Annotated in this window: 24 protein-coding genes; 9 read left to right on the top strand and 15 right to left on the bottom strand. The window is 51.3% G+C overall.

From position 1 onward, the window contains the following. Positions 1-25 precede the first annotated feature (25 nt). A complete protein-coding gene (katE, locus tag HV213_RS16805; protein ID WP_181482576.1) occupies positions 26-2284 on the bottom strand; it encodes a catalase HPII in 2259 nt (752 codons plus the stop codon). Between the two features lie 196 nt (positions 2285-2480). On the opposite strand from katE, the gene cedA reads away from it, so the two are divergent. Beyond that, positions 2481-2720, top strand: a complete 240-nt coding sequence (gene cedA / locus HV213_RS16800; protein ID WP_249415954.1) for a cell division activator CedA — start codon at positions 2481-2483, stop codon at positions 2718-2720. A 79-nt stretch (positions 2721-2799) separates the two neighbouring features. On the opposite strand, the gene HV213_RS16795 is transcribed toward cedA, so the two are convergent. The 4 genes from HV213_RS16795 to hxpB all read right to left on the bottom strand — a co-directional run bounded on the left by HV213_RS16795 (position 2800) and on the right by hxpB (position 6587). Continuing rightward, on the bottom strand, positions 2800-4191 hold the full coding sequence (locus tag HV213_RS16795; protein ID WP_181482575.1) for an L-cystine transporter: 1392 nt from the start codon (positions 4189-4191) through the stop codon (positions 2800-2802). Between the two features lie 133 nt (positions 4192-4324). Then, positions 4325-4915 carry a metal-dependent hydrolase gene (locus HV213_RS16790; RefSeq protein WP_112216774.1) on the bottom strand — a complete coding sequence of 197 codons (591 nt, stop codon included), beginning with the start codon at positions 4913-4915 and terminating at the stop codon, positions 4325-4327. 92 nt (positions 4916-5007) lie between these two features. Then, positions 5008-5769 carry a 2-dehydro-3-deoxy-D-gluconate 5-dehydrogenase KduD gene (gene kduD / locus HV213_RS16785; protein ID WP_181482574.1) on the bottom strand — a complete coding sequence of 254 codons (762 nt, stop codon included), beginning with the start codon at positions 5767-5769 and terminating at the stop codon, positions 5008-5010. A gap of 149 nt (positions 5770-5918) precedes the next feature. Continuing rightward, on the bottom strand, positions 5919-6587 hold the full coding sequence (gene hxpB, locus HV213_RS16780) for a hexitol phosphatase HxpB (RefSeq protein WP_181482573.1): 669 nt from the start codon (positions 6585-6587) through the stop codon (positions 5919-5921). 274 nt (positions 6588-6861) lie between these two features. On the opposite strand from hxpB, the gene HV213_RS16775 reads away from it, so the two are divergent. Continuing rightward, complete coding sequence (locus HV213_RS16775; protein ID WP_181482572.1) at positions 6862-7398, top strand: YniB family protein; 537 nt, start codon at positions 6862-6864, stop codon at positions 7396-7398. Positions 7399-7433: 35 nt separating this feature from the next. On the opposite strand, the gene yciA is transcribed toward HV213_RS16775, so the two are convergent. The 4 genes from yciA to HV213_RS16755 all read right to left on the bottom strand — a co-directional run bounded on the left by yciA (position 7434) and on the right by HV213_RS16755 (position 11714). Next, the gene (gene yciA, locus HV213_RS16770) at positions 7434-7832 is read right to left on the bottom strand and encodes an acyl-CoA thioester hydrolase YciA (protein ID WP_181482571.1); all 399 of its coding nucleotides are present in this window, start codon (positions 7830-7832) and stop codon (positions 7434-7436) included. Between the two features lie 100 nt (positions 7833-7932). Beyond that, the gene (locus tag HV213_RS16765; RefSeq protein WP_181482570.1) at positions 7933-10113 is read right to left on the bottom strand and encodes a TonB-dependent siderophore receptor; all 2181 of its coding nucleotides are present in this window, start codon (positions 10111-10113) and stop codon (positions 7933-7935) included. Positions 10114-10379: 266 nt separating this feature from the next. Then, positions 10380-10919 (bottom strand): septation protein A, encoded by a 540-nt coding sequence (locus HV213_RS16760; protein ID WP_110273526.1) that lies wholly within the window; start codon positions 10917-10919, stop codon positions 10380-10382. Positions 10920-10970: 51 nt separating this feature from the next. After that, complete coding sequence (locus HV213_RS16755) at positions 10971-11714, bottom strand: YciC family protein (protein WP_181482569.1); 744 nt, start codon at positions 11712-11714, stop codon at positions 10971-10973. A gap of 313 nt (positions 11715-12027) precedes the next feature. On the opposite strand from HV213_RS16755, the gene ompW reads away from it, so the two are divergent. After that, complete coding sequence (ompW, locus tag HV213_RS16750) at positions 12028-12666, top strand: outer membrane protein OmpW (RefSeq protein WP_181482568.1); 639 nt, start codon at positions 12028-12030, stop codon at positions 12664-12666. A gap of 45 nt (positions 12667-12711) precedes the next feature. On the opposite strand, the gene HV213_RS16745 is transcribed toward ompW, so the two are convergent. From HV213_RS16745 to HV213_RS33600, 5 genes are all read right to left on the bottom strand, one after another. Next, positions 12712-13839 carry a phage integrase Arm DNA-binding domain-containing protein gene (locus HV213_RS16745; protein ID WP_181482567.1) on the bottom strand — a complete coding sequence of 376 codons (1128 nt, stop codon included), beginning with the start codon at positions 13837-13839 and terminating at the stop codon, positions 12712-12714. Then, entirely contained in the window at positions 13817-14065 is a 249-nt protein-coding gene (locus HV213_RS16740) for an excisionase (RefSeq protein WP_181482566.1), read from the bottom strand. Before HV213_RS16740 ends, HV213_RS16745 begins: the two co-directional genes overlap by 23 nt. Before the next feature lie 51 nt (positions 14066-14116). After that, positions 14117-16177, bottom strand: coding sequence for a 3'-5' exonuclease (locus HV213_RS16735; RefSeq protein ID WP_181482565.1), 2061 nt, complete (start codon positions 16175-16177; stop codon positions 14117-14119). Positions 16178-16351: 174 nt separating this feature from the next. After that, positions 16352-16546, bottom strand: coding sequence for a DUF1482 family protein (locus HV213_RS16730; protein WP_181482564.1), 195 nt, complete (start codon positions 16544-16546; stop codon positions 16352-16354). Then, positions 16543-16665: a hypothetical protein gene (locus HV213_RS33600; protein WP_327021767.1), complete on the bottom strand. Its 123-nt coding sequence runs from the start codon at positions 16663-16665 to the stop codon at positions 16543-16545. Before HV213_RS33600 ends, HV213_RS16730 begins: the two co-directional genes overlap by 4 nt. A gap of 544 nt (positions 16666-17209) precedes the next feature. Between HV213_RS33600 and HV213_RS16725 the strand changes: the two genes are divergently transcribed. Beyond that, entirely contained in the window at positions 17210-17680 is a 471-nt protein-coding gene (locus HV213_RS16725) for a hypothetical protein (RefSeq protein ID WP_181482563.1), read from the top strand. 399 nt (positions 17681-18079) lie between these two features. Here the strand turns inward: HV213_RS16725 and HV213_RS16720 are convergent, their stop codons facing one another. Then, entirely contained in the window at positions 18080-18502 is a 423-nt protein-coding gene (locus HV213_RS16720) for a helix-turn-helix domain-containing protein (RefSeq protein ID WP_228288548.1), read from the bottom strand. A 121-nt stretch (positions 18503-18623) separates the two neighbouring features. Between HV213_RS16720 and HV213_RS16715 the strand changes: the two genes are divergently transcribed. Genes HV213_RS16715 through HV213_RS16695 form a run of 5 tightly spaced genes read left to right on the top strand, consistent with a single transcriptional unit; the run spans position 18624 to position 21383 of the window. After that, complete coding sequence (locus tag HV213_RS16715) at positions 18624-18851, top strand: transcriptional regulator (RefSeq protein ID WP_181482562.1); 228 nt, start codon at positions 18624-18626, stop codon at positions 18849-18851. 44 nt (positions 18852-18895) lie between these two features. Beyond that, positions 18896-19408: a toxin YdaT family protein gene (locus tag HV213_RS16710; RefSeq protein WP_327021766.1), complete on the top strand. Its 513-nt coding sequence runs from the start codon at positions 18896-18898 to the stop codon at positions 19406-19408. A gap of 44 nt (positions 19409-19452) precedes the next feature. Further along, positions 19453-20472, top strand: coding sequence for a DnaT-like ssDNA-binding domain-containing protein (locus HV213_RS16705; RefSeq protein WP_181482561.1), 1020 nt, complete (start codon positions 19453-19455; stop codon positions 20470-20472). After that, positions 20384-20929 carry a replication protein P gene (locus HV213_RS16700; RefSeq protein ID WP_228288546.1) on the top strand — a complete coding sequence of 182 codons (546 nt, stop codon included), beginning with the start codon at positions 20384-20386 and terminating at the stop codon, positions 20927-20929. Before HV213_RS16705 ends, HV213_RS16700 begins: the two co-directional genes overlap by 89 nt. 13 nt (positions 20930-20942) lie before the next feature. After that, positions 20943-21383, top strand: a complete 441-nt coding sequence (locus tag HV213_RS16695) for a PerC family transcriptional regulator (RefSeq protein WP_181482559.1) — start codon at positions 20943-20945, stop codon at positions 21381-21383. Positions 21384-21385: the final 2 nt, after the last annotated feature.

Below are 21385 nucleotides of genomic sequence, written 5' to 3'. Positions count from 1 at the left end.
CGGCATTTATGCTGGGCCTTGTTTTTTATGCAGGAATTGCGGCGATTTTAGCGCTTCTTGACCACACCCGATGCGCCGCCATCAGGGTGATCAGTTCATCCATGGATTTGCCATCTATCGCATTTGTCTCCACGATCCCTTCTTCGCCCTTGCTGGCGACCTGAAGCGACGTTTTACACGGTCTGGCATCGCCTGCCAGTAGAATCGGCTTCAGATGTTTGTAGGCCTCCAGCAGGTAATAGTGGAAGTCGCCGTTGTTGCTCAGGCTTTGCAGATCGCCGCCGGGAACGATGACCGCATCTACGGTTAATGACGGCGAACCGGCAAAGGTCCCGGCAACCGGCAACGTGGTGCCATCATCAGCCTTCACTTTACCCATTCGTGAATAGAGCAGTTTGGCATGCACTCCCTTGGCCTTGAGCGCTTTCAGCAGCACCAACAGCTCTTTGGCGACCGGACGATCGTTAAGTAACACCGCCACCACGCGGCCTTTTACATCGCCGCTGGGAATGGCATACAGGCTTAGCGTAGGGTCCTTTTTCAAACCATTAACATCCGGCGGCGGCGTGATGCTACGCTGGTCGTCAGTGAGTTCGATACCGAGATTTTTACCCACAGCCTGAGCCAGCTGCAGGTCGATATGCGCCAGTTGTTCGACAACCCTCTCGCGGATCCACTCTCTGACGACTTTGCTCAGTTCGAAGCTAAAACCGTCGATAATATGCTGCTGCTCAAGTGGCGTCTGGCTGCGCCAAAACAGTAGAGGCTGAGAGTAGTATTCGCCGAACGACGGGCTGCGCTGGCGAATTTTTTCGCCGTCTACCCGCTCGGCGTAGGATTCGAATCCTCCGCGTTTAGCGGCTGGCGGCGTCTCGCGGGGCCAGTTATCGTTGATTGAGTTAGGTTCATAGTTTGCCGGGTTGGTATCAATATCCATGCGATGCATACCGTCGCGCTGGAAATTATGATACGGGCAGGTGGGCTTATTAATAGGAATCTCATGGAAATTAGGCCCGCCAAGGCGGCTAATCTGCGTATCGGTATAGGAAAATAAACGGCCCTGCAGCAGCGGATCGTTGCTGAAATCTATCCCCGGCACGATGTGCCCGGGATGAAACGCAGCCTGTTCATTTTCGGCAAAGAAATTATCCGGGTTACGATTGAGGACCATTTTCCCGACCCGTTGAACAGGGACCAGCGCTTCCGGGATAAGCTTGGTGGGGTCCAGCAGATCGAAGTCATAGGCAAACTCATCCTCCTCGGGGATGAGCTGTAGCCCCAGTTCATACTCGGGGAAATCTCCCGCTTCAATGGCTTCCCATAAATCGCGACGATGGAAATCAGGATCGCGACCTGTCAGCTTCTGCGACTCATCCCACACCAGAGAGGCCTTGCCCGCTACTGGTTTCCAGTGAAAACGTACAAAGGTTGCTTTGCCTTCGGCATTTATCAGGCGGAAGGTATGGATACCGAACCCTTCCATCGTGCGATAGCTGCGGGGTAAACCGCGATCGGACATCGCCCACATTACGTTGTGCAGCGTTTCTGGCTGTAGTGATACGTAGTCCCAAAAGGTGTCATGTGCACTTTGCCCTTGCGGGACGGCCCAGTGAGGTTCCGGTTTTACCGCATGGACGAAATCAGGGAATTTGAGCGCGTCCTGGATAAAGAAGATGGGGGTGTTATTGCCGACCAGATCAAAAATGCCCTCGTCGGTATAGAACTTGGTGGCGAAACCGCGGATGTCGCGCACCGTATCGGCGGACCCTGCACCGCCCTGGACGGTAGAAAAGCGCACGAAAACCGGGGTTTTCTTCTCCGGGTCGGAGAGAAAATCGGCTTTGGTGATGTCGCTCAGGTTGCTATAGGGCTGAAAGTAGCCGTGCGCTGCGGAGCCTCGGGCGTGGACGATCCTCTCGGGGATGCGTTCATGGTCAAAATGGGTAATTTTCTCGCGCAGGATAAAATCTTCCAGCAGCGTGGGGCCACGTTTGCCCGCACGCAGCGAGTTTTGATCGTCAGCGATACGTACGCCCTGGTTGGTGGTGAGCGCAAAATCCTCGCCGCCTTTACGATGATCATCCAGCGCGTCAAGCTTATCGCTATGCGTATCCGGGGCTTTTATACTGCCAGGCGCGGTCGGTACTTCACCCGGAGCTGTGGGGTGCGGCGTGGGTCGCCAGTTCTGGTCATTGGGTGCTAAAGAATCGAGACCTGGCTTCGCTTCCCGGTCATCGTGAACCGGTGACTGGTGGGTTTGTGGTTTATGGTGTTTATCTGACATTGCTCGCTCCTGTTTTCATTACTGAAAATGGTCGTTGCTGAACCAAAACCCTTCTAACTATAGAACATCTGTTCCATCAGATTTTATTCCAGGACTTTTACCTTTTAAGGATAATAAGCAGGGGGCGACGAAAGGGGGCGCTTTCAGCTATGATAGGGGTTTATGTTTCCCGCTTTGTTTAGTGAATCTATTTGTGATGAAACCACATCGCCAACAAAATCGTCAGGTCATTAGCTACGTGCCTCGAGTGGAGCCAGCGCCGCCGGAACACGCCGTCAAAATGGACGGGTTTCGCGATGTCTGGGTGCTGCGCAATAAGTACGTCGCCTTTGTGCTGGTGGACGAACATTTTCGCCGTTCACCGCCGTTTAACGTGCCGGAAGCGGCGCAGCGCTGGGCGGAGCAGATGAGGCAGGAAGGCGAGATAGATGCCTGAGGGCGCGAGCTAAAACAAAAAAAACCGCTGAGATCATCAGCGGTTTTTTTATCTCTGAAGGCTTTACGGCCCTCTCAGATTAGCGGTGGGCCAGTTCGGCATCCTCTTCGCTATCAAGAATGGTTTTGTCGGTTTGACGCAGCCACTGACTGGTCAGGGTACCGGCGGTCATTGAACCGCTGACGTTCAGCGCGGTACGACCCATATCAATCAGTGGTTCAACTGAAATTAACAGCGCCACCAGCGTCACTGGCAGACCCATTGCCGGCAGGACGATCAGCGCGGCAAAAGTTGCGCCGCCGCCAACGCCCGCAACGCCTGCGGAACTGACGGTGACAATGCCCACCAGGGTGGCAATCCATAGCGGATCGAACGGGTTGATACCGACGGTCGGAGCGACCATGACTGCCAGCATCGCCGGGTAAAGACCCGCACAACCGTTCTGACCAATGGTCGCGCCGAATGATGCTGAGAAGCTGGCGATAGATTCCGGTACGCCGAGACGGCGAGTTTGCGCTTCGACGTTCAGCGGAATAGAAGCCGCACTGGAACGACTGGTGAAGGCGAAGGTCAGCACCGGCCACACTTTGCGGAAGTACTTCAGCGGGCTCACGCCGTTCACTGCCAGCAGCAGGCCGTGCACCACGAACATAATGCCCAGGCCGAGATACGAGGCGATAACGAAGCTGCCGAGCTTGATGATGTCCTGCAGGTTAGAGCCCGCAACCACTTTGGTCATCAGCGCCAGCACGCCATACGGCGTTAACTGCATAACCAGACGGACTAACTTCATAACCCAGCTTTGCAGCGTGTCGATGGCGGTGAGCACGCGCTGGCCTTTGGCAATGTCATCTTTCAGCAACTTCAGCGCTGCGACGCCAAGGAATGCCGCGAAGATAACCACACTGATAATCGACGTTGGGTTCGCGCCGGTCAGGTCAGCAAACGGGTTTTTTGGTATGAAAGAGAGCACCATTTGCGGGACGCTCAGGTCCGCCACTTTACCGGCATAGTTGCTCTGAATGGCGTTAAGACGAGCGGTTTCCGCGCTGCCTTGCACCAGCCCTTCAGCGGTCAGGCCAAACAGATTGGTGACCAAAACACCGACCAGTGCTGCAATCAGCGTGGTGAAAAGCAGAGTACCAATGCTCAAAAAGCTGATTTTACCCAGCTGTGAAGCGTTATGCAGACGGGCGACCGCGCTCAGGATAGAGGCGAAGACCAGCGGCATAACGATCATTTGCAGTAGCTGAACATAGCCGTTGCCGACGATATTGAACCACTGGATAGAATCCTTCAGCACCTGGCTGTCGGAACCATAGATAAATTGCAGCGCCAGGCCGAAAATAACGCCGATAACCAGACCGACCAGTACTTTTTTAGCGAGGCTCCACTGTTTGTGGCGGGTTTGAGCAAGCGCCAACAGCAAAACCGCGAACACGATAACGTTCGCTATTAATGGAAAATTCATCCCCGTTCTCCTGATATCTTTTTTACCGGGTTGGTCAATAACCAACTCTTATGACGGCAAGGGTAGCAGAAGGCGTTATTCGTTACTTATATCCAAATGGAATTGATTATAACAAAATAGATAGTTTGCTTATTTATTGTCCTGCCTGGTGACTAATAAATCGATTAAAGGTGGTTTGCAGCGTGTTAATCATGCTCGATGACCAGCGCACGGCGCTATTATCGGCAAAAGTCTGCGGCATCCACACCGCATAGATGAAGAGCGCCATACACAGCGCGCGCTCTAGCTGGTTGCCTTTACGCGGCGCGAGGATAGGTAAGCGAAAGCGCCAGCGGCAGGGCCAAAGCAGCGGCACTCCCGCAGGAGTCAGCATGTCGGCAAGGATATGGCTGAGATAGCCCAGCACCAGCCCCTGGACAGCGTCCGCCGGGATTATCCAGCCATCGGGCACTTTTAACGAGAACAGCGCAAGAGCGCCGAAGACTACCAGCAGGCTATGGGTGAAGCCGCGATGACCAAAGGCGCGGGCTATCGGTTTTGAAATCCAGCGTAAACGCTGCCCGAGAAATGACTTAGGGTGATCGATGTCGGGCAGCAGGCAGGTCAAAATTGCGGAAGGGACAATATGCCACCAGTCCCCCTGGGCCAGCACGGGGGTTAATTCCGCGTTTTTCGCAAATACCGCACAGGCGATAGAAAAGAGAAGGTGACCTTCCGCCGTCATGATAAGAAACCCTAAACTGTCAATTCATACAGTATAGGGTTTTTATACAGTGTGCGGAAGAGGTGACGGTGTAACTCTATGTCACAAAATCATCAACGTGCCAGCCAGCCTCCGTCAACCGCCAGAGTATAGCCACTGACGTAATCTGCTGCCTTAGAGGCGAGGAATACCACCGGCCCTTGCAGGTCATCCGGAACGCCCCAGCGCCCGGCAGGAATGCGGTCGAGGATCTCTTTACTGCGCTCGGCATCGTCACGTAATTGCTGAGTGTTGTTGGTCGCCATATATCCCGGCGCGATGGCGTTAACGTTGATGCGGTGTCCCGCCCATTCATTAGCCATCAGGCGAGTAATGCCGAGAACACCGCTTTTTGAGGCGGTATATGAAGGAACCCGAATGCCGCCCTGAAAGGAGAGCATTGAAGCGATGTTAATGATTTTTCCGCCATCGCCTTGCTGAATAAACTGCCGGGCGACCGCTTGCGAAAGAAAAAAGACCGATTTCAGATTCAGATTCAGGACGTCATCCCAATCTTTTTCTGAAAAATCGAGCGCATCGGTGCGGCGGATTGTGCCAGCGTTGTTGACCAGAATATCGACTCTGCCCATCGCAGCAACGGCCTGAGTGACAATCGAGCCAATCTCATCCTGGTGACTCAAATCGGCCTGGATAGCGGTGAAGCGTCGGCCCAACGCCTGAACCTTTTCCGCCGTTTCATGGGGAATTCTACGATTGACCCCGACGATATCGCACCCGGCTTGCGCAAGGCCCAGCGTCATGCCCTGGCCGAGTCCGGTATCACAACCCGTTACGATAGCGACCTTACCCGTAAGGTCAAAGGCGTTCAGTACCATATGCACCTCTGTATTCTGATTTCATGCGTTAAATAACGCCATTGAGGACAAGCATAGAGGGCGGAGGAGGAAAAAACAATTAAAAATGAAACGGTGTTTTAATTTTGTGATAATGGGATAAGATTGCTATCCCATTATCACTGGAGGGCTTAGCCGAGCAGGTCGGTCAGGGTGAGGGATTGCAGGCTCGTTAGCTTCACATCGGCCAGCACAAAGCGAGGATCGCGGCTATTCTCTTCTTCAGGCACGACAATAGAGCGCATCCGCGCCGCTTTGCTGGCAATCATGCCGTTGACAGAATCTTCCAGCGCCACGCAGTTCAGAGGGCTGACGCCAAGTTTTTCCGCACAGTTCAGATAAACCTGCGGATGCGGTTTGCTGAACGGCAGCATTTCGGCGGAAGCGAGTGCATCAAACTGGTCGCGCAGCTCAAACATGGTGAGGACTTTTTCCAGCATCCGCAGCGGTGATGCTGAGGCCAGGCCGATTTTCAGTCCCTGCGCTTTACACATCGCCACCGCTTCCCGCGCGCCGGGCAGGAGCGGACGTGCTTCTTCAACCAGTTGGATAGCGCGGTTGATAATTCGCGCGGTCACTTCGGCGCGATCCGGGCCTTTCCACGGCTGCTGGGCAAACCACAGGTCGACGACTAAATCGATGCGTAGCCCCAGAATATCGGGCATTTCACTGCGGCGGCTAATATCCACTCCGAGGCTTGCAATCACCTCCAGCTCTGCCTTATCCCATAGCGGTTCGGAATCAATCAGTAATCCATCCATATCAAAAATCGCGGCATGAATCTGTCGCCTGGCTGACATAAGTCCCTCTCCTGTAGCGTAAGTAGATAACGAATTGGCACTCATGGTATATCATACCGCGCATTATTGGGCGAAATTCGCCGACGAAGGTAGACTTAGAGCGTATACCACCAGGCGTTATTGGCGCAGCCAATTTGGACACGGACAGCGCGCAGAAACCGGAGCGTACATGAAGTACGTGAGGATTTTGAGCACTGCCCTGGTCCAAAGTGGCAAGTGAAATAGCCTGAGATAGGTTCTTAGAGTGGCTAGAGCGTCTTAACAAGGGGAACCCATGACGTATCAACAAGCTGGACGCATTGCAGTACTTAAACGTATTTTGGGGTGGGTGGTGTTTATTCCGGCAGTTATCTCGACGCTGATTTCGGTGCTGAAGTTTATGTACGAGCACAGCGAGAAAAAGCCGGGGATTGATGCGGTGATGATGGATTTTGCGCACGTGATGATCGAGATGGTGCGCTTCAATACGCCGTTCCTGAATTTCTTTTGGTACAACTCGCCGCTTCCGGACTTTAAGCACGGCATGAATATCGGCTTCTGGATTATCTATATCCTGATCTTTGTCGGGATGGCGCTGCAGGCATCCGGCGCGCGGATGAGCCGTCAGGCTAAGTTTCTGCGTGAGGGGGTTGAGGATCAGCTGATTCTTGAGCAGGCCAAAGGGACGGAAGGGCTGACGCGCGAGCAGATCGCCGAACGTGTGGTGGTGCCGCGTCATACTATTCTGGTGCAGTATTTCCCGCTGTACGTGCTGCCGGTGATTACCCTCGTGATCGGCTACTTCTTCTTTTCTTTACTCGGTTTCCTGTAAACAGATAGCCCGGCGAGTTTGCCGGGCTATCTGCATTATTGGGCAGGCAGCGCGCGCGGTTTGCCCTGGTTATCCACCGCAACATAGATAAACAGCGCTTCGGTTGCCTTGTAGCGTTGGCCGATTGGCTCAGACGACACTTTTTTCACCCACACTTCCATATTGATAGTTACCGAGGTATTGCCGCGCTTCACGCAGTCGGCGTAGCAACACACCACATCGCCGACCGCGACCGGACGTAAAAAGGTCATGCCGTCGACGCGTACGGTCACCACGCGACCATGGGCAATTTCTTTCGCCATAATGGCGCCGCCGATATCCATTTGCGACATTAGCCAGCCGCCAAAAATATCGCCGTTGGCGTTGGTATCCGCTGGCATCGCCAGGGTGCGTAAAACCAATTCGCCCTTCGGCGCGAGATCTGTTGTCGTCATTCTCTACTCTGTACTCGTCAAAGATGATCAGGCGCGATGCTACTATGAAAAGGGCGTGGAGAGAATAGGGGGAGACGCCCGCTAATGCGGGCGTAGAGGTTTAGAAGGAGAGCGTGACGCCAGCGTAGTACGCACGACCCGGTTCGTTGTAGGTCGACGCGCCCGAGTTTTCGCGATAAAGCTGCTTATCGAACAGGTTGCTGATCCCGGCATTCAGGCGTAAATCTTTCATCAGCTGATAGTTACCGCCAATTCCGACGACAGAATAGGAACCGACTTCGTTGGTCGCCAGTACGCCCGTCTCGTTACGAATTTCCGCATATTCGCGCGGTTTCTGCCGACCGTACATGGTCCAGTTCACGTTGGCTGAGAGCTTGCTGTTAACCTGCCAGTCGAGCATGGTGTTGATGGTATATTTCGGAATGACGGACAGCGGGTTGCCGGTATCTTTGTTTTCCGATTTGATCATATAGGTGGCGTTGGTGCGCCAGTTCAGCGTATCGGCAATCACCGGCACCAGCAGGGTCCCTTCAAGACCTTCGACGACCGCTTTACCGCCGTTTTGCCACTGGAGAATATAATTCCCATCAGAGGTATAGCCCAACACGTCGGCGCCGGAGACGATTTTGTTTTTGTAATCGTTACGGAACCAGGTGATACCGGCATTGTAGCCATTTAAGTTAAATTCAAGGCCGACCTCTTTGTTGATACTGATTTCCGGATCAAGGTTTGGGTTACCCAGCAGATAACAACCATTCCCGGTGAGGTTGGTCGGGCAGCCGTTACCGTTCGTGCGCAGCAAATAGCCATCGCTGGACTGATACAGGTTCGGTGCTTTAAATACCCGGGCAATACCTGCTTTGACCTTAAACATATCGCCCAGATCCTGCGACAGGTTCAGGCTCGGGCTCCAGTTGCTGCCGAAATCGTTGTGATAGTCAAAACGCAGTCCGGGGATAATATTGGTGCCCGGCGTCGCTTCAATATTGTCTTCGAGATAGAGACCGGTGAGGGTGGCGCTATTTTTCGTGCTGCGCTCAGACGGGTTGCCGGAAGTGCCGGGGACTTCTTCGGTCACGCTGGTGGCCTGCATCGACGCCGGATCGTTCAAATCATCGCGATTCCACTCCATACCCAGCGTAAGCGTCTGCTCAGCCAGCCAGTTGAATGGAATATTGAGTTCGCCGGTTGAACGCCATGATTCCAGGCGGCTGGTGGCGTATTCATCGCTATTGATCATCCCCTCTACGCGGCCGGTAGAGCCCTCCTGCAGGCGGGTGTTGTTGGTTTTTTCGTAATAGACGCCCGCTTTAGACTGGCCCCAATCCCAGATACCGTTATAGGTCAGGCCCCAGGTCTGGCGATACATGCGGTTCGTTTCCTGACCATACAGTGAGTCGACTAGTCCGTTTGGGCTAACGTTGCCGTTGCTGTATTGCGTATCACCGGCGTAGATGTTGCCCTGGCGGCTGTAGGCATAGCTGAAATCGACAATCTGCTGCGGCGTCACTTTCCATGACAGCAGGGCGTTAATATCTTTATTGCGCACGCCTTCGCGGCCTGCGGCATAAGAGTCATTTTGCGCATGGTTAATATCCCAGGCGTCTGGTTCGGTTTTGTTGATATTACCGTACAGACGCATCGTCAGGGCATCCCCGGCCAGCGGTCCGTTAAGGTTAAAGTTAGCCCGGTTGGTGGAACCTTCTTTATTATTTTCCGGCTGATTGGTATAGAGCGAGAGCGAGCCATGCCAGTCGTTGGTCGGGCGCTTGGTGATGATATTGACCACGCCGCCTGCAGCGCCAGAGCCGTAGCGAGCAGCCGCGGGGCCGCGCAGAACTTCGATACGCTCGACCATTTCCGGCGGAACCCAGTTGCTGTCGCCGCGGGTATCGCGCTCGCCGCGCCAGCTATAGCGCACCGAGTTTCTCGAACTGACGGGCACACCATCGATAAGAATCAGCGTGTTTTCCGGCCCCATGCCGCGAATATCAATCTGTCGGTTGTTGCCGCGGCTGCCGCTGGCGCTGTTGCCGGTCAGGTTAACGCCGGGCATTTTACGAATGATTTCAGACAGGTCGTTAACCGGCGGATCTTTAGCGATATCTTCCGCGGTGATGATCGAGACGCCCGGCTGCTGCTTTAGCGCTTCTTCCGCGGTTCCCCGAACCACCATCGTTTCGGTATCCAATTCAGCCTCTTCGGCGAAAGCCCCTGGGCTAAGCAAACCAGCGATGGCCAGGGCCAGGGGAGTGGCGATGTGATTTTTCTGCGGTCTCATTTTAAATATCCATATCAAGTCATGAAAAATTGAGATCGAGAATATCAATGATAATTATTATCATTACAATTGCGAGGGGCCAATCTCCATGAAATCCTCACAATTGCCGCAACTTTCCAGCATCTGGTAGATATCGTGAGGGAACGGCAGACTACATGGTGACTCAAGGCGTTCTCTGGACGAGATACCTTACAATACGAATTGTTTCTGTGAAGGCGAGGGAAAGCGAAGAGAAACGGCACGCAGGACTGCGTGCCGAAGCGAACTTAGTGATTGTCGTCCTGCGGCATATGGCGATAGATGTAAACGCCGCTTAGCAAGGTGAACACCAGCGTCATAGCGGTTAAACCGAAGACTTTAAAGTTGACCCAGATATTTTGCGGCAACCAGAAGGCGATGTAGATATTCGCTAACCCGCAAAGGATGAAGAATACCGCCCAGGCCAGATTCAGACGCGACCAAACCTGCTGCGGTAACGTCAGCTCTTTACCCAGCATGCGCTGGATCAGCGGCTTTTTCATCACCCATTGGCTAAACAACAGCGCGCCAGCGAACAGAACGTAGATGACCGTGACCTTCCATTTTATAAACTCATCGTTATGGAAGAAAATGGTCAGGCCACCGAAAAATGCGACCAGGACAAAGGTAATCAGCGCCATTTTTTCGACTTTGCGATAGCGCACCCAGCTATAAATCAGCACGATGGCGGTGGCGATAATCAGCGCGGTCGTTGCGGCGTAGATATCGTAGAGCTTGTAGAATGCGAAGAAGACTACCAGCGGTAAAAAATCCAGAAACTGCTTCATACATCGATTCCGTCGTTCAGAATGGGCCGGGAGCGCCCGACCCGGATTAAGTTAGTTGCGAATAAGCATATACAAGCGGAATAAATAGATCAGCAACAATGCGGAGATCAGGTTGCTGATGGTATTTATAACGATTGCGCCAACGTTTGGCGTCAGTACGGCGAAGCTGGATGCAAACAGCAGAAGTAGGGTTTTCGCCAGCAGCCAGCCGATTATCGCGGGTGCAACCAGGCGAATATTGGCCCATGCCAGACGCATACTGCTGCGCAGGGCGCTGAAAACACCCATTTTGTCCTGTACCAGCATAATTGGCGCGAATGAAAAGACGATCGCTAGCAGCACGCCAGGCACCACCACCAGCATCATCCCCATTTGCACAACAAAAGTCGTGAGCAGGATCAGCAGCAGCAGCTTTGGCAGCACTGGCGCAGAAGCACCAATCGCACGTAAGGCACTGACGCGTTGACCTGCGGAGATCATCTGAATCATCAGCAGAACGCCGCCCGCAAGGATCGCATTGCCCACCAGTCCAGAGAATGTAGAGGCTGCCGAAGCTCGTAGCAGGACCTGCTGCTGTTCCGGCGTCATACTTTGCACCAGCTCGAACAACCCGACGCTACCCGTCAGGCTATCGCCTTCGCTCAGAATCGATAATTGCTCTTCACTGGGTGAAAAGGCATGGCCAAGTACTACCGTAATAAGCGCGCACAACAATGCAATCAGCAAAATAGTGACGAACTGATTACGGAAAAAGTTTCCGGTGTCACGGTAGACGGACTGCGCCGTGATAGACATGCATTCTCCTTGAGTCTTGCAGGTGTTAACTAGCCGGCGATTGTACCGCAAATCGTGCCTGGGTAGCAGTCTCTGCTCCTGCGCGCTAAGTATATCTTTGTAAATAGAAGGCACAATCAGCGGTCCATCGCCTTAGCTCCAGTAAAAACAGAAAATTGATACAGTATGTTTATCGCTAGTTATATGAAAAAAGTGAAAATTAATCTGGATCAATAAATGTTAAATTTTCCGACTTTGTGTGATCTGTGTTGGATCAAACATACTTCATTGTAGGTATATTCTTGCGCTGAATAACCATAATGAGGAAGTGGATATGAAAAAGTTAGCAGCGGCATTTGTTATTTTGAGCACTCTTTCCAGCAGCAGCGTCTGGGCGCATGAAGCTGGTGAATTTTTTCTTCGCGCAGGTTCGGCAACGGTAAGGCCAACGGAAGGGGCGGGCGGTACATTGGGAAGCTTAGGGGGCTTTAGCGTCAGCAATAACACACAGCTTGGCCTGACCTTTACCTATATGGCAACCGATAATATCGGGGTTGAGCTGCTGGCCGCGACGCCGTTCCGTCATAAGATTGGCACCGCTGCAACCGGTAATATTGCCACCGTTCACCATTTACCGCCGACCTTAATGGCGCAGTGGTACTTTGGCGATTCCAGCAGCAAGCTGCGTCCATACGTTGGCGTGGGTATCAACTACACCACCTTCTTTGACGAAGGTGTGAACGACAATGGTAAAAATCAGGGGATTTCCGATTTGAGCCTGAAAGATTCCTGGGGTGCTGCGGGTCAGGTCGGTATGGATTACCTGATCAACCGTGACTGGCTGATTAACATGTCGGTGTGGTACATGGATATCGACACCGATGTGAAATTCAAAGCCGGCGGCGTGGACCAGAAAGTCAGTACCCGCCTGGATCCGTGGGTGTTTATGTTCTCTGCGGGATACCGGTTCTGAATTCTTCTGCAAAACCCCAGCAAAACTCTTCTGCAAAACTGGTCATTATATGACCAGTTTTTTCCATTCTTTTCCGCGTGAATCATTGTACCTGTCGGTCATTGTTTTGCTCGTATGACCGAGCAGGATCTGAGTGTTTACACCCTGTTCCCGGTAAAGACGTTCAGATAATGATCGTTGCTCATGAAAACTGGGAGGTGTTCCATTTTTATCCCACGCATATTCCACTTCGTCTCTTGCCTTACTAAATGCCACTGTTAAAGTTGCCGGCTGTACCTTCCCCCCACGCTTTGCCTTTCCTTTGGCGTGGTGATGGTGAAGTAAATACTGGCTAAGCACCTGATCCCTACACAGAGAAATCACTTCACCCAGACTGATATCAAGTTGGCGACATCGCAGGGCGAGCGGTATCGCGATTTTTGCACCTGTTTTAGTCTGTTCGACAAGTAGATGATTATCTTCAATGTCGGTAAATTTCATGTTGCAAATATCTGACAACCGTTGACCAGTTACCACGGCAAGAAGCATCCCTTTCTGAAGAAAATAATGTTCTTTCTTCGCCGCAGTATAAATTAACTTCCACTCTTCAAAAGTTAATCGTTGGCGCGTAATTTTGACGTGAGGTTTTTTTGCAGCTTCTGCCGGGTTGAATCCGACGGGAACGTCGCCAACCTGCTGGGCTTCTGCAAAGACATCAATAGCGATCTTCCTAAATATTTGTCCCATACGGTTATGACCTTTTTCCTTATATTCTTCCAGGATGCCCACAATATCCTTTACAGTAATTTGGTCGAGAGGTTTCATACCAAGTTGTTGTTCAAAAACTTTTATAGGTGAGTACTTCTGTTTTAGCGTGTTGAGTTTTATTTCACCTCGATCATATCTTTCTTGCTGGATCTTTAAATAACGAAAGGCGAACTCAGATACTGTTGCTGAACCACCAATGCGTTTATTCACCTCACTTTTTATCTTAAGAATATTCCTCATCTGCTGTTCAGCTAGGCGGCTGTTAGCTTCTATTGCAATTTCTTTAGCAACTCTTTCGTCAGTGCCTAAGCCATGGAATTTCCCTGTAACAGGATGTTTATAACGCCAGTAAACCTTTTTTGTCCGGGAATCAAAATAAGGGGAAAGTCCTGGTATAGTTACATTATGTTTCCGTGGTCTGCCCATCTTCAAGAATTCTCCTCAACAACGGGTGATCTTGTTTTTTCACCTCAGGTGCTGTTGTCATTCCAACAAAGCGAGCATCCAATTCCACCCGCCAGCTTTTCCCAACCTTCTGTGGTTGTGGGGATATCATTCCATTCTTCGCGTACTTGTTCAGTGTTGACGGTGCAGGAACCGGATCTCCGAATTCGTGTTCAGCCCATACAGAAAGAAGAACTAACCTCGACATTTATCCTCCTAATAATGGCCCATTTAAGGGCCATCTACTGAATTTAGAAAATCAGTTTTTAATCAGTCGTTGCCAGATGGCAGAAACGTACCGGGCCTGGTGCTTGGCATCCGCTAATGCGTTATGACGGTCGCCCTCAAATGGGATAGAGGTTTTGGGATCGAAGCCAATGGCTTTGCCGAGTTCAACCATCGTTCTGACGTCGCGGTCATTCCAGTAGTCCCACGGACAATCGAGGCAGGCGAGATCAAATGACGAACGCAAAATCGTGTTATCGAATGTGGAACCATTCCCCCACACCTGCGCTTTTTTACGGCCGCCCGTGACGTTCTCCAGGACGAAGTCAGTGAACATGAGCAGGGCATCATCCAACTTTAGGGCGTCATCATTGGCTATAGCCGAACGCGCTTCAGGGGATTGTTTTAACCACCATATAACTGTTGAGGGGTCGATCTCAGCACCCCACGAAACCGAAGATTCCAGGCTGACAACTTTGTAAAATTTTTCGCCGAGAATCCCTGTAGCCGGATCAAATAATACGGCGCCGATGGAGACGATAGGGGCATTAGATTTTTTGCCCATGGTTTCCATATCCACCATGATGTGAACAAAATCAGCGGACAATTCTTCATCACAATTATGATGGCCGATCTCAATATTTACGGCAGCTGACGCGCCGCCAGGCTCAGCGTCGCACGAAGCATGCCCAGCTGCCGCTTTGCTCTCTGGCATTTCATAATGATCCGCGGCTTCATCACTGCCAGTTTCTTCCATCTGCACATGGCTGGTGGTCTCCGGGACAGGGATATTTTTTGGAGTAATATTTTTTTTTAATTTTTGATGATCTTCATGCAGTTCTTCGTACGTTTTCTTTTTCGGTTTTACATCTTTTGCCTCATCAGCTGAGATCTCTTCTTTCCTGTGGTTGGAAGTTTTGGCTATGTTTGATGGCATAGGCATCGAGGATCGCCCACAGGCAATATCCACAATCAGCTCGTCAGGATGCGCGTGGTCTGTTTCTGTCATTATGTGGTTAAGGTGTTCCCGGTGAGCAACACGATCTTGCCACAGACCCACAGGTGTGGTTTTTACCGTTGCGATATTGCAGGCACGTGAGTAATCTCGCCCACCAGGTATGGACATAAATAATTCGCGGGTTGCCAGAAACTCTTTGTTATCAAACTTGTTCATAATTGAATTAGCCTGAATATCTATTTCCATCGGAACATTGTAGATATCGAACTCTTTGCCGCGCGCAATGAGTCCGAGGGCTATTTCATATTCCAGCCCCAAAACCGTTAGCTCGGTGCGTCGATCAGTTGTATTACCGCCGCCGGCGTTTGCTCCAGATGGAGTGCGATTAACCGTTGTGATGAAATTACCGCGCGTCCATTCTTTTGTGAGGATGCCGCGATCAAGGTGGGACGTCTGAAACCATAATTTTGCAAACTGAACCTGCTTACCCAGCTCATGGCGTTTTTCTGTAGGGAATACAGACTTCATCGCGCTGGTAAATTTCCAAAGCCCCGGCATATCGTATGATTTGATCTCCGGCACGTTCTCCGCCGCAAGAATCAGATCCTGCACCGCATTGTTATCGACATCCATTTCCAGAATTGACAGCCGATTACGCTCCGGAATGCTGATGTGGTAGGTATGACGGTCATCGGCTACGAATTGAGCCAGTAACTGAGTGCGAAAAGGCATTGTCGCGAGTGAATATACCGCGTTCTCATCGCCTGCATCGCCTGCATCGCCTGCATCGCCTGCATCGCCTGCATGGTCTAGCGGAGCCGGATTTTCGACATGTCCATCAGGTTCTGGTGCGGCAATTTTGCCCCAGGAGATCCCATCTTCTCCGCCGAGTTCGTAGCGGTCGCACCAGGTATCATCCAGCACGTTTTCTTCTGGTAGGTCGTCAACGATAAACCAGTTAGTGCGGATCGGCAGCTGGTGGTCAGCACCGCGGCCAACAGATATTCCGGCGTCTTCGAGAATATTCAGTATTTCACGATCGGCGCGTGAGTCGGATTTTGCCGAGAACCAGCAAAACAGGCTTTTAGCATCAGCTGATTTTGCTTTAGCTTTGATGAGGTACGCATAGTTGCTCATTGCGTCTGGGCTCCATTGGATTGTAAGATACCCGGCAGCTGATGGCAGCCGCCTTGGTGGTGGTCATTGGTCAAAACTCGATTCCGGAAAGCTTTGGTCGGCTGACCGGGTACTGAACCCGCCTTGCGCGGGTTTTGTGCTTTATGAGGCCGTAGTCATTGATTAAAACTCGATTTAAAAACTTACAGCCGGCTGTTGGTCGTCAGCCGCGGCGAATGCCTGCTTGTAGGGCAAGCACTGGCCTTTAACGTGCTGTTCTGTTGCGGCATCCACGCAAATTTTTTCCGAGTTATACACGCCGATCAGAACATCAGAGCATTCACCGGTCAGCGCGCAGACGCTGATAACTAAGGCAAACAGGGTGTTCATGCGTTTACCTCAGGATCCCCTTTCTGCGCGAGGAAGTAGCAGAGTTGGCGAACTCTTGCGGTGATCCAGTTAAGGCGTACCGCCTGGCGGCCTGTTGCTACACGAGCGAAATCAACCATGTGACAAACTCCGTAATTGGTTTTGAAACTGAAGCCCAAAAGATGAGCCCGATAACCAGCGAAATGACCATAAAGCGGATGCTGTTTTTACTCATTTCAGCCCTGCCTTAACGCGGCAAACGGTACTTGTTGACTAACCATTAGTCAGGCTTTGCAATGCGGCGCCGGGTGCCTCCCGGTGACGGTAGCCAGTTAACAACTACTGCCGACAGCTTCTTTTCCACCCCACCTGGGAAACAAGGCGGTACTGCTTTAACTGAGCCGCGTGCGCATAGCCGCATTCACCGCATTGCAAAATCAACTTAATCCACATGTAATTTGGTTAGTTAGTCATGTGTTAACATCGAATTGCCGGATTCTTACCCGTGTCCGGCACACGAACTCCACCTCACACGTGAAGAACTCCATTAATACCGACCCCATGGAGGGTAAAATGCTTATTAACCAATTTGGTGATTCAGGGCGTCCAATGCCTGATGGACAGGTACCATACCGACCTTCAGAAAGGCAGCCTGAGCCACAACCTAAAGAGTAAGAGGTGTGCATGACCCGAGAGACAACGATATTCAATATTCGCTACTCGTTTTATATAGAGACGATGCAAGCAACGTTTTTTAATCGTATGGATCGCATGCTGACATTTATTCAAATCATGCTCGGGTCAGCTATTTTTGCTGCTTATGGAAGTATTCCCCTTTTCGGTGCAGTGGTTGCAGCGATATCGGTTATCAGCTTTGTGTGGCAGCCAGGGAGGGTGTCCATGTTATGTGAAGTCCAGTCTAGAAAAATGAAGCAGCTGATTAATTTGCCTGCCAGTTATTCTGATGAAGAGCTTCATGTTGCCTATCTCAGGGCAGAAGAAGGAGATAATCCTACTCTTGGACTGTTCAGGGATGCCGCCCATAAACGAACCCTCATATCCTTTGGGCGTTATTCTGAGGCGAAAGCGATTCGACTTAGTCCTGTCGAAAAAATTATGTCCTGGCTCGCCGGTGACTTGCCAAAGGATGATTGAATCACCAAAGAGATTGTTAAAGAGCCAAGCGTCCAGTAGGGCGCTTTTTTTTGCCTGTATCGCGGGCCAGCGGAACGTTTAAACCTGCTGCGCATTGATTGTGCGTACTTTGCTGGTGGGTCAGTAACGTGTTGGTCGTCACGCACATTCCCTACAAACTCGAAAACTCGTGGTGAGAACTAATACTGGCTCACCGCACAGTACACTCTCTGGTCATCTCATCCGGTGTTTCGTATGCCGCCGGCAGCTACTTCGTGGGCGTCCTGCCTCGATGACGTGTTGTGATGGGACTAGTATTATCGATTCAATCGATATGTGTCAAATTAAATTGATAGATATGGGCAAAAAAAGCTGCAGATCTGAAGAGACCCACATAGAGGAGGGGAGGCTAACTCGTTGTTATTTGGTTGGCGGGATCAGATTTCGTTTTTGCAAATACGCTTGTGCGAAATCATCAAGTTCCTGAAGCCGCATTTCTATCATCGTGATTATTTTTTCTTTTTCCACATCCGTAGGCAGCTGCTCGAATACGGTAAGTAACTTTTCTTGCAGGATGGAAGCCGGTTTTATTTGGCTGTGGGTAGCCATGGGGTCATGTTCTTCCGGTGTTTCGTCGTCTTCCATAAAAAACCACGAGAGCGGGTAACCCGTTACCGATGGTAGTAGTCTCAAAACTTCAGATCTAGGAAGGATATCTGAATTACACCAGCCATTCACAGATTGAGCTTTTACACCCAGTCTGCGAGCCAGTTCCGCCTGGGATATTCCGAGATCATTTATTGCCCTTTGCAAGCGCTTTCCGAAGTTCATCTCTTTATCCATTCAGATAGTTATCGTCAATTATACAGATTTTTTCTGTATGTCTTACTATCGAAATAATTTGACGATATCGAAATAATTTGATTTATTGTTGTTCATCGATACCGATCAACGAGATGAACCGATGAAAACATCTATTCAAAAAAAACTTTTAAACATCTGCAGTCAGGCAGAGCTGGGGAGGCGTATGAAGCGACGCGCACAAACCGTAAACGGTTGGTTCAAGAACAAAGTACCCGGTGAGTTGGTGCTCAAAGTGAGTAAAGCGGTGGAATGGCAAGTTACCCCCCATGAACTTCGCCCCGATTTGTACCCGAATCCCACTGATGGGATGCCGAACGAAGAGGCGTAACCATGCAACCTATCACTTTTTAAAATCATAACTCGCATGTTTCCGTGCAACTGAAATCTGAAAATCAGTATTCGCCGAGGCGCCGGGACAGTATGAAGTGCAGAACTATTTTCGAAGCCATCCAGGAATGGGAATCAACTTTACCCGGCCGCGCACAGGAAACCATTACGCAGCTGGTGGCCGAACAGTGGGAAAAGCAGAACGGAAGGGGGGTCAGTGTCAACAAGCAGAACCTTTACCGCTATCTGAAAAATGAGAGCTCATCGGAAAAGTACACTAGTTACGTGATGCAACTGGCGCCGGCCATTGCTGATGCGATGCCGATAGAGATCGCGCGTAAACATAATCTGAAACGCGGCTTAACTGAGAGTGAGTTGGTGGCCGCCGCGATAAAAGAATGCAGTGAGGCGCATCAGGCGAAGCTGCTCGGCGCTCCTTTGCAGAAGCTGGAGCGGGAAATTAGGGAGGCGGCAATTGCGCTTTTTAACATGCTTCCTGCAGATGCGGCGGGACCACTACTGGCGAGCCTTAGCGCCGTAGCGCCACAGTTTTTTTAATCGAGTTTTGACAATGAGTACCGTACAGAAAATAGGGGGGCTTCATGAGCATTGACGCAATGCGATGGGCCAAAAAAGTCAAGACCGGGAAGTCCTCTGCAAAAGCAGTTCTGACCTGGCTGGCCGATATGTGCGGGGCTGATCTCTGTGCTTTTCCATCCATTCCTGCACTGGCTGAAGCAACTGAGCTGGATAAGAAAACGGTTCAGTCAAGCCTGCAATATCTGGTTTCGATTGGGCTTATTGAAGATACAGGTGAGCGACGTGGGCGGACAAAGCAAATACCGGTATACCGCCTTTGCGGTGTGGAAGAAAGCGTTGCCGAAATTGAACACACCCAAAAACGGGAAGATTACCAAAAACGGGTTCGTTCAAACATACCCGAAAACGGGGTCGTTATAGAAGAAAAGGCACCCGAAAACGGGATTGTTTCAAGTACACAAAACAACCAAACGATCCCGTTTTTTCCATCAAACGATCCCAAAAACGGGATCCGGAATCTACCAGAGGAACCAAAAGATATAACCCCCACAGATAGCGGAATGGTCAGACCAGATTTTCCCGACTATCCAAATCAGCCTGGTGTTTATTTCGGAGATGCTCAGCCGTTTGGAAAATTTGCGATGTACCAGGGGTGGAAACCATCAGCTGATTTTCCGAGGCAAGCGACGCTCTGGGGAATGCCATTAAAACCAGGGTTAAACCTGCCGGCAGAATTGAGCAGTTTCATCTCCTACTGGCAGGCAGAAGGCAAAGTATTTCACCTGGTGCAGTGGGAGCAAAAACTTGCCCGGCATCTTAACCGTGCAGAAGTGCGACAAATTAAACCAGTTAACGGGGGTAAAGATCATGTGGGAGTACGAGCAGAACCAGCAGCATCAAGAGCTGTTCAGCAGATTCGAGCCGCCCGTGAGCAACGGTTGCAAGTTACCGGATCAGATGGACGTCGAAACGGCGTGGCGCCTATGGGAAGTGATGGGCGAAATCTTTTCGAACCGATGGATCCTGAAGAACGGGGAGGAACCATCAGAACTCTGGGCAGCTCAGATTGGGTCGATGAGTGAAGCCCAGATCACACTGGTCTGCCGACAGTGCATGGAGCGCTGCGCCGCAGGCAACACATGGCCGCCGGATCTTGCTGAGTTCGTTGCACTGGTGTCTGCCAGCGGTGCTAACCCGTTCAATCTGACATCCGAGGCAGTGATGGCGGAGTACAAACGCTGGAGAAACGAGTCTTACCGCTACTCCGGAAGCGACAAATACCCATGGAAACAGGATGTTCTGTATCACATTTGCATTGAGATGCGCAGAACCGGAGTTGAGCGGAGCCTGACGGAGGGAGAGCTGAAAAAAATGGCAGAAAGCTTACTCACGAAATGGACCAAACACCTGGGTAACGGGTTTTCGATTCCCCCGATTCGTCGGCAGTTGGCAGCACCGATGCATCCAGCAGGGCCGACGCCAGCACAGGTTTTGATGGAAGAGTACAAGCGCCGCAAAGCGGCTGGTTTAACCAAGTAAGCGAGTTTTGACCATGACCAAAAAAAAGAAAGACCGAGTAACCAAGTCACAGATGGCGCTGGCCATTGTCAACCTTACGCCTGACTGCGTCCTGCAGGACGTTTGCGAAGCGTTGGATTTACAATCCAGCACTGCCGGCGCAATTCTTCGGAAACTGACCGAGGCTGGCAAATTGATCCGTTTCCACAATGGAACCCAGTACGTGTATTGGGTAAAACCGGGCGTGGAAGTGCCGGAAGTTGTACTGCCTGAATTGGCTCCGCGTGCAGAAACTGTTGACGTTCAGCAGGTGAATACGGCAGTAGTTCTGGCGAAGCAGCTGGAAGAAAAAAAACTCTGGCGGCGCGCTGCAACGGTGTACACGCATATTCTGGGAATGACTGCCACAGCGAACGAATTATGGTTTATTGCCCGGCTGCGCAGTCGTTGTCTGCGTAACGCGCGGAGGTGCTGATC

The organism is Klebsiella sp. RHBSTW-00484 (genome assembly GCF_013705725.1).
Lineage (GTDB): Bacteria > Pseudomonadota > Gammaproteobacteria > Enterobacterales > Enterobacteriaceae > Klebsiella.
The sequence above is the reverse complement of the archived record's forward strand: the minus strand, read 5'-3'. Positions and strand labels throughout refer to the sequence as shown.